Origin of the sequence: Halobellus sp. Atlit-38R, from assembly GCF_003665925.1 — an archaeon.
In the GTDB taxonomy this organism is placed as follows: domain Archaea; phylum Halobacteriota; class Halobacteria; order Halobacteriales; family Haloferacaceae; genus Haloquadratum; species Haloquadratum inordinatus.
In genome coordinates, this window is sequence record NZ_QXIJ01000006.1 from 18,330 (window position 1) to 31,974 (window position 13,645).

The following is a 13,645-nucleotide window of genomic DNA, read 5'->3' on the forward strand; positions in this document are numbered from 1 at the left end:
CCGTGTTATCGGCCGAGGAGACGGATTCGGTCCGAAAGCCACTTACTCGCGAGCAGGTGAGTGAGAGCCAATGACACGTGAGACATGGGCGACACGCGCGGGGTTCATCCTCGCCGCCGCGGGTTCGGCGGTCGGCCTCGGGAACATCTGGCGCTTCCCGTGGGTGACAGCCGACAACGGTGGAAGCGCGTTTCTGATGGTGTATCTCGGCATCGTACTGCTCGTCGGCGTCCCGGGGCTGCTCGGGGAGTTCGTCGTCGGCCGACGCGGCAAGAAAAGTCCCGTTGGAGCCTTTCGAGATCTCTCGGGGTCGCGGGCGTGGGGGCTGTGGGGCGTCTTCTACGTCTTCACCGCGATCGCGCTCATCTCGTTCTACAGCGTCGTGGGCGGCTGGATCCTCCGGTACTTCGGCGAGAGTGCGCTCGGCCTCGTCGGGAGTGAACCGGCGTACTTCGCCTCGCCCGGCCAGTACTTCGGTGGCGTGGCCGCCGGCCTCGACGCGCTCGGCTACCACCTGCTGTTTCTCGCACTGACGGCGCTCGTCGTTTACGCGGGCGTCCGCCGCGGGATCGAACTCGGCACGAAGGTGATGATGCCCGCGGTGCTCGCACTGCTGATCGGGCTGGCCGTCTGGGCGGGGTCCCGCCCCGGTGCGGCCGAAGCGTACGCGTTCTATCTCAGCTTCGACCTCGCGACGATCCGCGCGAACTTCTTCGACGTGCTCGCGCCGGCGGCCGGACAGGCGCTCTTCACGCTCTCACTCGGCGCGGGGACGATGATCACCTACGCCTCCTACATCGACGAGGACCGCTCGCTCCCCTTCGACGGGACGATCATCGCCGTTCTCAACACGCTCGTTGGTGTGCTCGCGGGCCTCGTCGTCTTCCCGCTGCTGTTCTCCCTCGGCGTCGATCCGTCACAGACTGCACCCGGGCCGGGCGCGCTGTTCGTCGGCCTCGCTGGCGCGTTCTCCCAACTTCCCGCGGGCGCGCTCGTCGCGACGGCCTTCTTCGGCGTCGTCGTGCTCGCGGCGCTGTCGTCGTCGATCAGTATGCTCGAGATCCCCGTCTCGTTCCTCGTCGACGAGTACGGCTTCTCGCGACACCGCGCCGTGGCGCTCGTCACCGGTGCCGTCGTCGTGACGGGTGGGATCTGTGCGATCAACCCGACGATCGCGGGGACGGCGGTGTTCGGCTTCGTCGCCGGGCCGCTCGTCGACACCCTCCTGACGCTCGGGCTGGCCGCCGTGCTCGTCTTCGCCGGCTGGGTGCTGGGCCGCGATGCGATCACCGAACTCCGCTCCGGCGCTGGCAGCGTCTCGCAGGCGCTCGCGACGCCGTGGCTGCTCGGCGCGGGCGTCGTCCTCCCGATCTTCCTGCTTTTCACCCTCCTGACGACCTTCGGCGTGGACGCCAGCCTCGGCTTCTGGCCGACGGTGCTCGTCGCGGTGTTCGTCGGCGCAGTGGCGTTCGTCGGGCTCCGGACCGAGCGGTCGCTCGTCTGACCTGACTGCAAGCGCGCGACACAGCGCGGCAGTCGCGGTCCTTTTCATCTCGGTCCGCCGCCTGCGATCTACTTTTCGAGTGTAATCGTCCGCCGTCGGATCGCACCGCAACTGGGGCAGATGTGCCGGTACTCGATCGTGCGACCGGTCGTCACGGCCTGCCACTCCCCGTCGATGTCGTCGTAGCCGCACTTCGGACAGACGAGGTCGACGTCGTTGTACTGCGACCGCAGGCGTTCGAAGGGTGATCGGTGTGCGCTAGCCATCGTGGTACTTACTACCACGATTCCGAGCGCAATAAACATAATTATTTTTTATACGTTATTTGAGAATGTCGACGTTCGACGAACCTCCCCTTGTCGGATTGCGGAAACCCTTTTGCCTCCCGTCGGTACGTACGTGACGATGATCGGAGGTGGTCCGACGTGACGATGGAGGACCGTATCGAGGAGCTACGCGAGAAGCGCGAGCGAGCGCTCAAGGGCGGCGGCGAGGACCGCATCGAATCCCAACACGAGAAGGGAAAGATGACGGCCCGCGAGCGCATCGAGTACTTCCTCGACGACGGGACGTTTAACGAATTCGACCAGCTCCGGACCCACCGGAACCACAACTTCGGGATGGAGGAGACCCAACTCCCGGGCGACGGAGTCGTGACCGGCTACGGCGAGGTCGACGGACGAAAGACGTTCGTCTTCGCCCACGACTTCACCGTCTTCGGCGGCTCGCTCGGGGAAGTGTTCTCCGAGAAGATCACGAAGGTGATGGACAAAGCCGTCGAGGTCGGCGCGCCAGTCGTCGGACTCAACGACTCCGCGGGGGCCCGCATTCAGGAGGGCGTCCAGTCGCTCGGTGGCTTTGGTGAGATCTTCCGGCGGAACACGGAGGCCTCGGGCGTTGTGCCCCAGATTTCGGCGATTATGGGGCCCTGCGCCGGTGGCGCTGTCTACTCACCCGCGCTCACGGACTTCACGTTCATGGTGAAGGACACGAGCCACATGTTCATCACCGGTCCGGACGTGATCAAGACCGTCACCGGTGAGGAAGTGAGCTTCGAGGAACTCGGTGGTGCGGTCACGCACGCGTCGACCTCGGGCGTCGCACACTTCGCCTGCGACACCGAGGAGGAGGCGCTCGACGACATCCGACGGCTGCTCTCGTATCTCCCACCGAACAACGTCGAGGACCCGCCCCGCGTGGAACCGTGGGACGACCCCGAGCGCGCCGACGAGTCGCTGAACGAGGTCGTGCCCGACGAGCCCCGGAAGCCGTACGATATGCACGACGTCATCGGCGGCGTCCTCGACGAGGACTCCTTCTTCGAGGTCCACGCGGGCTTCGCGAAGAACGTCCTCGTCGGCTTCGCCCGCCTCGACGGTCACTCGGTCGGCGTCATCGCGAACCAGCCGCGCGTCAACGCCGGCACGCTCGACATCGAGGCCTCCGAGAAGGCTTCGCGGTTCGTCCGCTTCTGTGACGGCTTCAACATCCCGATCGTCTCCTTCGTCGACGTGCCCGGGTTCCTCCCCGGCACCGACCAGGAACACAACGGGATCATCCGCCACGGCGCGAAGCTCCTGTACGCCTACTCGGAGGCGACAGTGCCGCTCCTGACGGTGATCACGCGGAAGGCCTACGGCGGCGCCTACGACGTGATGGCCTCGAAGCATCTGGGCGCGGACGTCAACTACGCGTGGCCGACGGCCGAGATCGCGGTGATGGGGCCGCAGGGCGCGGTCAACATCCTCTACAGCGACGAACTGGCGGCTGCGGACGATCCCGACGAGCGCCGCGAAGAACTCATCGAGGAGTACCGAGAGGAGTTCGCGAACCCCTACACCGCGGCCGATCGCGGCTTCATCGACGCCGTCATCGAACCGCCGGAGACGCGCGAGCGGCTCGTCGCGGACCTGGAGATGCTCCGCTCGAAGCGCTCGTCGCTTCCCGAGAAGAAGCACGGCAACCTCCCGATCTGAGATGGCCGCCGACGATCCGGCTAACGATGGTCTGACTGCCGACGACTCGGTTGGTGACGACTCGATCGGCACCGACCCGGTCGCCGACGTGCTCGACCGCCTCACGCTCCCGGACAGTGCGGACGAAGAAGAGGCGGCCGCGATCGCCGCCGCCGTTGCCGCTCACGTCGCTGATGGCGAGCGGGCCGCCGCGGTCGCGGCCGCGGCAGCGGCCCAGTCGGAGCCGAGGTGGACCGGCGAGAAGTGGACCTTCGCAGGCCGCGTCGACGCCACGAGCGGACGTCGCGTGCGCCGCGTTCCCGACGGCGCACCGACAGACAAGTGGACTGCGGCGGGACGCGCCGACCGGCTCTGAGCGCGCGACGCGTCGCTTCTGGCTATTACGGACTCGTCGCTACTAGTCGATCGCTGTTGGACGTGCGAGAGAGGAGAGACGGCAGTCGCTCGCGATATCGACGACGTTCAGAAACAGGTCACCGACTTACGCCGAGGTGGAGGGCTGCGAGCCGCCCTTCTTGCGCGTGATGTAGCCCGCGATCCGGTTGCGGACGCCCTTCGACTCCACGTTGGTCAGCGTCGCGACGCTCTCTTTGTTCGTCTCGAAGTCCGTGTTGAACGCTTCCGGGTACTTCTCCAGCAGCAGCTTCCCGAGCTGTTTGACGTACTTGGGTTTGATCGCCATACTCCCCTGTTCCGCCAGCGCGCACTAAAACGATTCGTTCCGGCGCGACGTGGGGCGCTGTCGCGTCCAGATCTTACGGCGACCGGCCGAGGCGCTCGTCGAGGATGAGCCGCGTCTTCGTGTTCTTCACCTCGTCGAGCTCGCGCGCGCGAGTGATGAGATCGTTCACCGCCTGGGTGTCGGCGGCGTCGACGACGAGGACGACGTCCTCCTCGCCGGAGACCTGCCAGACGAAGTCGACCTGATCCCACTCTGTCATCTGCTCTGTGATCTCGGTCGTGTCGACGTCGACTTTCACCGAGACCTCGATCATCGCTTTGATGTTTCCCGTCCGCGTCGAGATAGTGAACCGCTCGATGACGCCGTCCTCTGTCAGGCGCTCGACTCGGTTGCGCACCGTCCCCTCGGAGGTCCCGACCTGCGCTGCGATCTCCGTGTAGGGCGTTCGGGCGTCCCGGCGGAGAATATCGAGGATCTGGCGATCGAGATCGTCCATACCCCCCAGACGCGCTCGGGGGGCTTACCGATTACGAAATTCGTAACTGAGCTACGAAAGTAACACTTATACCCCAGAATCACGTGCGTTTCTCGTAATGTCGGACGCCTATCTGGCCCTGGAAGACGGCCGCGTCATCGAGGCCCGCGGTCGCGTGCCGGGGCGGACCCGCGGCGAGTTAGTGTTCACGACTGCGTACACCGGCTACGAGGAGAGCCTGACCGATCCCTCCTACGAGGAACAGGTCCTGACGTTCTCGTACCCGCTCATCGGCAACTACGGCGTCCGAGAAGAGCGATTCGAGTCCGACCGCGTCCACCCGCGCGCGGCCATCTCCCACGAGTTCACCGAGGACGTCGTCGAGTGGCTCGAAGACGAGAACGTCCCTGCCCTCGACCATATCGACACCCGTGACCTCGTCACGTCGATCCGCGAGGAGGGTGCGATGAAGTGCGGCATCGCGGTCGGCGACGACGTGACGCCCGAGGACGCGGAAGCCGAACTCGAACAGTGCAAGGGGATGAGCGAGCACGTCGACATCGGCAAGCGCGTCTCGACGGCCGAACAGACGACCTACGGCGACGGCAACATCGACGTCGCGCTCGTCGACTGCGGCGCGAAGATGTCGATCGTCGACTCGCTCGTCGAACGCAACGCGTCGGTCCACGTGCTCCCCTACGACACCACGAGCGAGGACCTCGCCGAGATCGACCCCGATCTCCTGTTCATCTCCAACGGCCCGGGCGACCCGGCGAACTTCGGGGCCGCACAGGAACTGGTCGAAGAGAACGTCGGCGAGGTTCCGATCGCGGGCATCTGTCTCGGCCAGCAGGTCGTCGCCCGCGCGCTCGGCGGCACCACCGAGAAGATGGACTTCGGGCACCGCGGCGTGAACCAGCCCGTCCGCGACCTCGACTCCGGACAGGTCGTGATGACGACGCAGAATCACGGCTACACCGTCGGCGAACCCGGCGACCAACTCGACGTGAAGCAGGTCAACGTCAACGACGGCACCGCCGAAGGACTCGCAAACGACGAGCTCGACGTGATCACCCGTCAGTACCACCCCGAAGCCCACCCCGGCCCCCACGACTCGCTCGACTTCTTCGACGACGTCCTCGCGATGACCGGCGAGAGCCAGCACGTCGTCGCCGACGACTGATCGGATAACCGACCACGACCGCCGTTCTTCCGCTCTTTTTACCCCGTTTCGCCGCCGGCAGTTCGCTCACCAGGAAAGTTCGGTATACCATCACGTGCGAGCGCCAGCAAGACCCACGGATTTATGACGAAACGGACGGAGAACGATGCTATGAGCCAACCGGAGATCGTCCAGGCCGCCCTCGCTGGCGAGGACGTGGTCGCGCGGGTCGACCTCGGCGGCGAGGACGAACTGTACGTGACGCCGACGCGGACGCTACTCTATCGCGCCGAAGGGCTGCTCTCCGACGAGTCGGTCGAGGAGTACTCTCACGACGCCGAGCGCATCACCGTCTCCGAGGGCCGCCGCAAGGCGAAGGTGACGCTGGACTACGGCCTCGACGGTCAGGAGACGATTTCGCTGCCCGCAAAGCGGCTCGAACGCGCGCTGCAGCCGATCGTCGAAGGCGTGTTCAAAGCGAACGACGTCCTCGAAGACGACGAGCCGATGGAGCGCCTCTTCCGGTTCAGCGAGCTCACGATCGTCATCGCGGGCGAGCGCGTGGTGCGCCACATCGGCGCGAATCTCTGGGACGAGGACTTCGAGTCCTACCACTACAGCGACGTGAGCGACCTGGATTTCGAGGACGGCAGCGTAGCCACATCGGTCGTGCTCACAGTCAATGGCCGCCAGGAGCGGTTCAAAGCCCCTAACGACGACGCTCGCGCGGTTCGCGCGGCCCTGGAGACGACGCTGCTCTCGTACTGGGGCGTCGACTCGCTGGAGGAACTCCGTGCCGCCGCAGAATCCGACGAGGAGGAAGCCGAAAGCGACGTCGCAGACGGCGACCAGTCGGGTGAAGTCTCCTTCGGCGACGGTCCCGACCCACTGATCGCCGACCCCGCAGAGCCCGAAGAACTCCCCGAAAACGCCACGCGATCCGGAGACGGCGCCGAAACCCCACCCACCGATGCGGTCGCGTCCGGCGACAGCGGGGACCGCTCGACGGCACAGGCCGGCGCCGCCGACGCCAGCGCGGACGCCGTCACCCAGCAGGTCGAACGCCCCGCACAGGAGACGACGACTGACACCGCCGAAAGCAGCGCCACAACGTCTGATTCCAGTGCGCAATCGGCTGCCGAGACCACCGAAGCGACCGACACGGCGTGGGCGAACGCCACACGGGACCGCACACAGCCCGAGACGGCGGACGCCGACTCGACACAAGCGGGAAGCCACACGCAGAGCGCGGCGAGCGACGCGGGGTCGAACGAGACTCCGTCGTCCACCGCCGGATTCGAGGGCTCGGGTTTCCAGTCTGCGACTCCTACTGCAGAGGAGCAACTTCGCGAGGAACTGGCTGAACTCCGAGAAACCGTCGAGCAACAGAACGAAGAGTTGCGCGCGCAGCGCGAACTGGTCGAACAGCTCATCGAAGAGCTCCGTCGCGGCCGCTAACCTACTCTCGACCGAGCACTTTTCTCACGCACGACGGACCGAACGGACCGAGTTCGCCGCTCTGGAACTGCACGAAGTGGCCCGTCGAGAGGCTCGCTCCGCACCGCCGGCACTCGTAGTCGCCCTCGCGCTCAACGACCTGTTGTTCGAAGCGAACGTAGGTCCCGACACGATGCGTACGGATCCGCCCCTCCTCGCGCTCGATGACGCCGCGGAGTTCCGCGGTGTCGAGGATCTCCCGCGTCAGTGCCGGGTTCGTCGTCACCGTCTCGATGCGATCGACCGCCTCCGAGAGCGAGAGCGACTTGGCCTCGACGTGTGCGAGGAGGTCGACGCCGAGTTCGACGCGCTCGCTCTTGTCGAGATTGGCGACGCGTCCCACCGGCGCAGACCCATCTGTGTGATCAGTGGGGCCAGGGCTGTCGTCTCCAGATTCATTCGCATCGCCGCTCCCTGCGCTGCCTTCCGCGCCGCGATTTGTGCCGCTGTCGGCTCCGCTATCTGTGTCGCTGTCGACGTCGCTGTCGGCGCCGCTTCCGGCATCGAACGTCGAGAGATCCGATTGCTCGTCGTCGGCCACAGTTCACTCTGTCTTCCGCGTGCGCGGACATAATATTTCACTGTCTCCCCCGGGACGACGAATATGCCGACCTTGCCCCCGCTCGATCACCGCCGGTCACTAACTGTTATCCCGACCCGGCGGCGACCTGCAAACGATGGACCGGTCTCGACTGCGAGCGCGGGTGGTCGCCGGCGCAGCGCTGGTCGTCGTCGCGGCGGCCGCGCTCGTCTCCTCGCCCGATGCGGTGCTCTCCCGAGCGGCGTGGCTCGTCGCCGATCCGGTACGGCTCGTTGCTGTCACGGTCGCACTGGCCGCCGTCCGACCGCTGCTCGCGTGGCCGACGACGCTTTTAGCGGTGCTCCTCGGCTACGGTCTCGGGCCGTCGGGGTTTCCGTTCGCTCTCGCGCTGGTCACGCTCACGAGCGTGCCACCGTATCTTCTCGCCCGCCGGTTCGGACGGACGGGTCGCGTCGCCGACGCGGGTGAGGCGTTCAGAGAGCAGACCGGTGACGTGCGGAGCGTCGTCGCGAGTCGGCTCGTCCCGGCCCCCTCAGACGTGGTCTCGGTCGCCGCGGGGATGGCCGGCGTCCCGCTGTGGGCGTTTCTGCTCGGGACGGCGATCGGCGAGATTCCGTGGGTGATCGTCGGGATTCTCGCGGGGTCGTCGGCGGAGACGCTCGCGGCTGGTGATCTCGCCGGCGCGGCCGACCTGCGAGTCGTCGTCGCCGCGATGCTGGTGGCCGTGCTCCTGCTCGGCCCGACGGTCTACGGCTGGTACGCTGATAGGCGTACGGGCGCCGATGGAGCGGTGTTTGGTGGAGATCAATAAGACCGGATACGGCCGATTGTGCGATTGTGAGACACTCTCGCGGCCACCGGACTTGCGAAGGTTTAAGAACGTCATCGAACAACGGAGAAGTGAGCCCGGGTGGCTTAGCTGGACATAGCGCCGCACTCATAGGGTTTCCTGAGATTCGGTGCGGTACGCCTTGGAAGCCTCCGCCGCTCCCCACGGGGCCCGCCGAGCCTCGGACCTGGGACATGCGGAGATCGTGGGTTCGGAGCCCACCCCGGGCACTTTTCCTCAATCCAACGTCGTAGCAGCGCGTTTTCGAATTTCGGATCTATATTCGCTACTAGCTTCGGCTTTTTGTGTGATCCTCCGAAGCGTCAGAGGAACGACCGGCAGGTGCACTGAATCCGAAATGTGCCGAGTGCTGCCTATTCGCTATCATTCCTTCCGTAAGATGAGTTGCAGGGAGAGTGTCTAGTCTCAATGCCAGTCGATCGACAGTGCGGTGATGATGAGCACTGACAGTTGACGACGTTTCGAAGCCGAGGGTAGACGTCGACGTCTCATTCGGAATTAGGCATATCGTGCCAGACTGTGCTGACGTTGCCGTCGTCGACGTGAGTCGTCAGTACCGGGTTACGAAGATCGTAAGCGCCGTCGACGTTCTACGCTGCGAAGTTACCCCCAGATTCTAGATCCGAACAGACCGAACAACCGGCGACGCTCTCCTCGAAGATTCTGAACTGTTGTTCTTAGCGCTGCGTACGTGAGACATCATCCCAGTGCCGAACACGAGCGCACCGGGCTACAAAGGAAGACGATATCTCGTGTCGGTGGACGCAGCTGTCGCTATCGGGTGTAGCGCCGAAAGAAATGGAAAATTGAAGAGCCGGACTACGTCCGGTAGTTCAGGTCGTTAGTTGTCGCGGCGGACCGCGAGCAGCGCAGCGGCGATGAGCGCCGTCAGCGCGACGACCACACCGAAGCCAGGCGTGCTGGTCGGCGTTTCAGTCGCGGGCTGCTCGGTCGTACCGGGTGCTTCCGTGGTGTCCGGAGCTTCCGTGGTGTCCGGAGCTTCCGTGGTGTCCGGAGCTTCCGTGGTGTCCGGAGCTTCCGTGGTGCCCGGTGCAGTCGTCTGGACCGCTTCGACGACTTCGCCGTCCTCCGTCGTGTCGCTCGGGAGGAGGTTGTTCTCGTCAGAGACAGTGATCTCGTAGGTGTCACCGACGTTCTGCTCGCTGAAGTCGAACGTCGCGTTCCAGGTACCGTCGGCCTGGACGACCGGCGACGCGGTCTTCAGGAAGCTCGGCGTGACGCCGTCGTCACTGCGGATGCGGATGTCGAGTTCCGTACCCGGAGCGAGCGTGGCGTCACCGCTGACGACCTGTCCGCTAGCTGCGCCGACGTTGAACGGTTCGTCAACGTTGACTTCCGGTTCGACGACCGTGTACTCGACGAGCGTTTCTTCGTTCTCGTCATCGTCGAACTGGTCGTCAGGCGTGAAGTCGTAGCCCGGACCGAAGTCGTCGTTGAGAACGGTGAAGTTCGCTTCGAGTTCCGTGTCGTCGTCGTTCGGCAGGTTGTAGTTGCTGGTGCCGTCGGTGACGTTCACTTCACCGGTGTCGACGAGGATGAAGTAGGTGTCGTTGGCACCGTCAGCAATGACCGTCGTGTTGTCCGAACCGAGAACCAGTTCGTCTGCGTCCTGGTTCGCACCAGGGTTGGCCTCCTCAACAGTCAGGTTGATCGGGCCGTCCTCAACGAGGTTGAAGAACTGAGTGGTCCGCTGCTCATTCTCACGAGCGTCAAGCGCACCTTCGAATCCAGACGCGACGAGTTGGTGGACAGCCCAGTCGCCCGTTGCGATATCCGAGGACTGCGTAATCTCACCGTCTTCGAGAGCTTCGTTGATGTCTTCAAGATCGGTCGGGCTGAGGCCGGCAGTACCAGTCCACATCTGGAACTGGTCTGTACTCCGTTCCTCAAGAACGAGGGTCGCGACTCCATCGGAGTCTGCTGCGTACTGCTCCTCGCCAGCAGTCACTTCGAGATCGTACTCGCCAGCGTCGATGAGGTCACCGAGAGTAACGCCGACGTCCTGGTCGGTGATCGAATCGTCGCTGTCGGAGTCAACTGCGAAGGGCTCGTCGTTGTTGTTGAACAGTTCGTACGTGTTGAAGTAGACGGTCGCTTGGTCGTCGCCGTCTTCGTCTTCGACAGTTGCGTTCGCGACGATACCCTGGTCCGGACTACCCACCGTGATCGACGCGTAGTCAGTGCTCGTCATTTCAACCGTCATTTCGACGATGTCCCCGCGCTGCTCGGAGACAGTTCCGTCAGCGAACGCGGCGTCACGGTCGTCAGCTTCGCTGATGGTGATCGTCGACGTTTCGCGCTCGATGAGGGTACCCTCGTCGGTCACGAGGACCGTGTACTCGCCCGTGTCTCGGTCTGCCGAGAACTCGTAGTCGACCTCACCCTGTCCGCTGAGCGTGTAGGATTTTTCCTGGACCGTGTCGCCGTCACTGTCGAGCAGTTCGACAGTCATCGGACGGTTGGAGTCTCTGGCTTCGATAGTTCCCTCGATAGTGTCGTCAGTGGTGACGTTCAGGTCGTCAACACTAACGTCCAGGCCGAGGTCACGGACGATGAAGTACATCTGCCCGTCGTTATAATTGTAGTCACCCAGGTCGAGGTTGTCCGTGTCGATGTAGAAGACATCGCTGTTGGTACCCGGGCCGAAGTTCTGGAAGTAATCGTTGTCCTCGCCCTCAACGGGGAACGGACCTTCACCACTGACGTTGTAGATTGCAACCGTCGTGCCCTGGTAGACGGTCTCGTTCGACGTCAGGTCGTCGTTATCGAAGGATTCAGCTGCGTATGCAACTGAGTATTCGCCCTGGAGCGAGTCCGCGAAGGACCCAGAGAGTTCGACTTCCAGATCGTTGGAAGCGTACTCTTGGGTCATATTGAGCCGGATAGTATTGACCGAACTTTCACTCTGGCTCGCAGCGAAGTTGACCGCACCAGAAACCGCGTCACCGTCGTCGAGGACGGTGACGTTACCCGAGTCAATCTGGTCTGTGCTGCTAATTGCTCCATCAATCGGTACCTCAATCGTCCAGTTCGCAGTCGAGCTGTCGTTATAGTGGACAGCGCCGCCTGCATACTCCTGCGCAGCTGCACTTCCCGTAAACGCCACGGTCCCAGCGAAGACGCTGAGAACCATAAGCGCCGCGAGGAAAACCGCGCGGAGTTTGCCGTTGTTTCCTGTCATAGTTTGTTTGATCTGCAATCGGCGACAACAGCTTTGCGCGCACCGGAACGCGAGTGCGTGTGTCCGATCGAACGGACGTGGCCCGCAGTACTCGCTGGTGCCACCATTGGTAGGGGTACGAGACAACCAAGCACCAGGTCCGGTAAATACTTTGTGTAGTTGTCTGACGCTGAGCGGGCGCAAGAAGCCTCCTACTGCTGAAATTGTGTGGTAACGACTCACACAACAGATGCGGCAGACGAAGCTACAGAACTACCAACGACTTTACCCCACGACGACCAACGCGGAGATATGGATTCCATCAATCGGATGGCCATCGAACTCGTCGACGAGGCCATCGACTTCGCGGAGGAACTCCGCGTCGTCCCGCACGAATTGGAGTCGGGCGCGACAGTACTGGACTTCGGCGTCGACTCCCAGGCGGGCGTCGAAGCCGGAATGCTGCTCGCGGAGATCCAGACCGCTGGGCTCTCGACCGTCCAGACGCGGATGGACGACGTCGCGGGCGCGACGACGCCGTACGTCGAACTCCAGACCGACCACCCCGCTCTGTCACTGCTCTGCTCGCAGAAAGCCGGCTGGGAACTCACGTTCGACGATCCGGCGTTCGACGGCCTCGGGTCGGGGCCGGCCCGCGCGCTCGTCGCCGAGGAAGACGAGTTCCACGCGCTGGACTACTTCGACGAGTTCGACCTGACGGTCCTCTCAGTCGAGAGCATCGACCTCCCGAGCGACCGTATCGCCGAGCACGTCGCCGAGACCGCCGGCGTCGAACCGGGCGGCGTCTTCCTCCCCACGTACGCGTCCGGCTCGACCGTCGGAAGCGTCACCGGGGCCGCGCGCGCCGCCGAACTCGCGATCTTCCGTCTCTTCGAACTCGGCTACGACGTCCGCAACGTCCAGTCCGCGTTCGGTTCGGCACCGCTCGCGCCGGTCAGCTACGACGAGAGCGTCGCGATGGCGCGGACGAACGACGCGCTGGCGTACGGCGGCGAGGTCCACCTCACCGTCGCCGAGGACTTCGACGAGTTCGATCGAGTCCCCTCCAGCGCTCGCGAGGAGTACGGCACGCCCTTCGAGGAGATCTTCGCGGCGGCCGACTGGAATTTCTACGACGTGCCGGAGACAGTCTTCGCGCCCGCAAAGGTCACGGTCGACGTCGTCGACGGCCCGACGTACGTGCTCGGCGAGACCGACGAAGAACTGCTCGCGGAGTCGTTCGGCTACCGAACCTGAAGGCGTGAACTGAGTACGCGTATGAGATTCAAGCTCCTGCCGGACCCACCCGAATCGCTCGACCGCGTCGCGGACGCCCAGCGTGCCGTTCCGCTCGTCCCCGGCTCCGAAGACGACTGCTGTGCCCGACTGATGCGCCGCCTCGACTTCCCCACTCGCGACGTCGCGCGCACGTGGCTCACGTTCCTGCGTGCGCTCGAATTAGCCTCGGAGACGTCCTCGGGCTTCGTCCGGGAGTCGACCGACCCGACTCCCGACCACCTCAGAACGGCGTTTCGAGAGCGCGTGTACGGCGCGCGAGAAGTCCTGGCGTCGCTCGACACCGACGAGCCCCGGTCGATCGAGACGGTCTTCGAGGAATTCGAAGACCGCGTGCCCGTCTGGGAGACCCACCGCGCGGCCGAGGACTGGCGCGACGTCTGGCGCGAGCGCGTCGAGCGGATTCTGGGGTGGGCCGTGTTGTTGGATCTCGCCGCCGAACGCGACGGTGGTTACGTGCGCTCGCGAGAATAATTCCAGG

The 13,645-nt window shown here is 64.3% G+C and carries 13 protein-coding genes and 1 tRNA gene; 9 read left to right on the forward strand and 5 right to left on the reverse strand.

Annotated features, from left to right (window positions below):
• Window positions 1–70 precede the first annotated feature (70 nt).
• The gene (locus D3D02_RS09780) at window positions 71–1,504 is read left to right on the forward strand and encodes a sodium-dependent transporter (protein WP_121569803.1); all 1,434 of its coding nucleotides are present in this window, start codon (window positions 71–73) and stop codon (window positions 1,502–1,504) included.
• Between the two features lie 68 nt (window positions 1,505–1,572).
• Here the strand turns inward: D3D02_RS09780 and D3D02_RS09785 are convergent, their stop codons facing one another.
• Complete coding sequence (locus D3D02_RS09785) at window positions 1,573–1,770, reverse strand: HVO_0649 family zinc finger protein (protein ID WP_121569804.1); 198 nt, start codon at window positions 1,768–1,770, stop codon at window positions 1,573–1,575.
• 165 nt (window positions 1,771–1,935) lie between these two features.
• Between D3D02_RS09785 and D3D02_RS09790 the strand changes: the two genes are divergently transcribed.
• Window positions 1,936–3,480, forward strand: a complete 1,545-nt coding sequence (locus D3D02_RS09790; RefSeq protein WP_121569805.1) for an acyl-CoA carboxylase subunit beta — start codon at window positions 1,936–1,938, stop codon at window positions 3,478–3,480.
• Between the two features lies 1 nt (window position 3,481).
• On the forward strand, window positions 3,482–3,835 hold the full coding sequence (locus D3D02_RS09795) for a hypothetical protein (RefSeq protein WP_233560633.1): 354 nt from the start codon (window positions 3,482–3,484) through the stop codon (window positions 3,833–3,835).
• Between the two features lie 126 nt (window positions 3,836–3,961).
• Here D3D02_RS09795 and D3D02_RS09800 read toward each other — a convergent pair whose 3' ends face one another.
• Together D3D02_RS09800 and D3D02_RS09805 are read right to left on the reverse strand one after the other, a co-directional pair.
• Window positions 3,962–4,162, reverse strand: coding sequence for a 30S ribosomal protein S17e (locus D3D02_RS09800; protein ID WP_121569806.1), 201 nt, complete (start codon window positions 4,160–4,162; stop codon window positions 3,962–3,964).
• Window positions 4,163–4,235: 73 nt separating this feature from the next.
• Window positions 4,236–4,658, reverse strand: a complete 423-nt coding sequence (locus D3D02_RS09805; protein ID WP_121569807.1) for an Lrp/AsnC family transcriptional regulator — start codon at window positions 4,656–4,658, stop codon at window positions 4,236–4,238.
• A gap of 97 nt (window positions 4,659–4,755) precedes the next feature.
• Here D3D02_RS09805 and carA point away from each other — a divergent pair, with 97 nt between their 5' ends.
• Both carA and D3D02_RS09815 read left to right on the forward strand, forming a co-directional pair.
• Complete coding sequence (gene carA / locus D3D02_RS09810; RefSeq protein ID WP_121569808.1) at window positions 4,756–5,820, forward strand: glutamine-hydrolyzing carbamoyl-phosphate synthase small subunit; 1,065 nt, start codon at window positions 4,756–4,758, stop codon at window positions 5,818–5,820.
• Window positions 5,821–5,970: 150 nt separating this feature from the next.
• Window positions 5,971–7,257, forward strand: coding sequence for a hypothetical protein (locus tag D3D02_RS09815; protein WP_199723056.1), 1,287 nt, complete (start codon window positions 5,971–5,973; stop codon window positions 7,255–7,257).
• Window position 7,258: 1 nt separating this feature from the next.
• Here the strand turns inward: D3D02_RS09815 and D3D02_RS09820 are convergent, their stop codons facing one another.
• Window positions 7,259–7,639, reverse strand: coding sequence for a DUF5830 family protein (locus D3D02_RS09820; protein ID WP_121570002.1), 381 nt, complete (start codon window positions 7,637–7,639; stop codon window positions 7,259–7,261).
• A 334-nt stretch (window positions 7,640–7,973) separates the two neighbouring features.
• Between D3D02_RS09820 and D3D02_RS09825 the strand changes: the two genes are divergently transcribed.
• Both D3D02_RS09825 and D3D02_RS20625 read left to right on the forward strand, forming a co-directional pair.
• Complete coding sequence (locus D3D02_RS09825; RefSeq protein WP_121569809.1) at window positions 7,974–8,648, forward strand: TVP38/TMEM64 family protein; 675 nt, start codon at window positions 7,974–7,976, stop codon at window positions 8,646–8,648.
• A gap of 93 nt (window positions 8,649–8,741) precedes the next feature.
• Window positions 8,742–8,896, forward strand: a tRNA-Met gene (locus tag D3D02_RS20625).
• Window positions 8,897–9,528: 632 nt separating this feature from the next.
• Here the strand turns inward: D3D02_RS20625 and D3D02_RS09830 are convergent.
• Window positions 9,529–11,889: a BGTF surface domain-containing protein gene (locus D3D02_RS09830; protein ID WP_121569810.1), complete on the reverse strand. Its 2,361-nt coding sequence runs from the start codon at window positions 11,887–11,889 to the stop codon at window positions 9,529–9,531.
• Between the two features lie 291 nt (window positions 11,890–12,180).
• On the opposite strand from D3D02_RS09830, the gene mch reads away from it, so the two are divergent.
• Together mch and D3D02_RS09840 are read left to right on the forward strand one after the other, a co-directional pair.
• Window positions 12,181–13,125, forward strand: a complete 945-nt coding sequence (gene mch / locus D3D02_RS09835; RefSeq protein WP_121569811.1) for a methenyltetrahydromethanopterin cyclohydrolase — start codon at window positions 12,181–12,183, stop codon at window positions 13,123–13,125.
• Between the two features lie 21 nt (window positions 13,126–13,146).
• On the forward strand, window positions 13,147–13,638 hold the full coding sequence (locus D3D02_RS09840; RefSeq protein WP_121569812.1) for a hypothetical protein: 492 nt from the start codon (window positions 13,147–13,149) through the stop codon (window positions 13,636–13,638).
• Window positions 13,639–13,645: the final 7 nt, after the last annotated feature.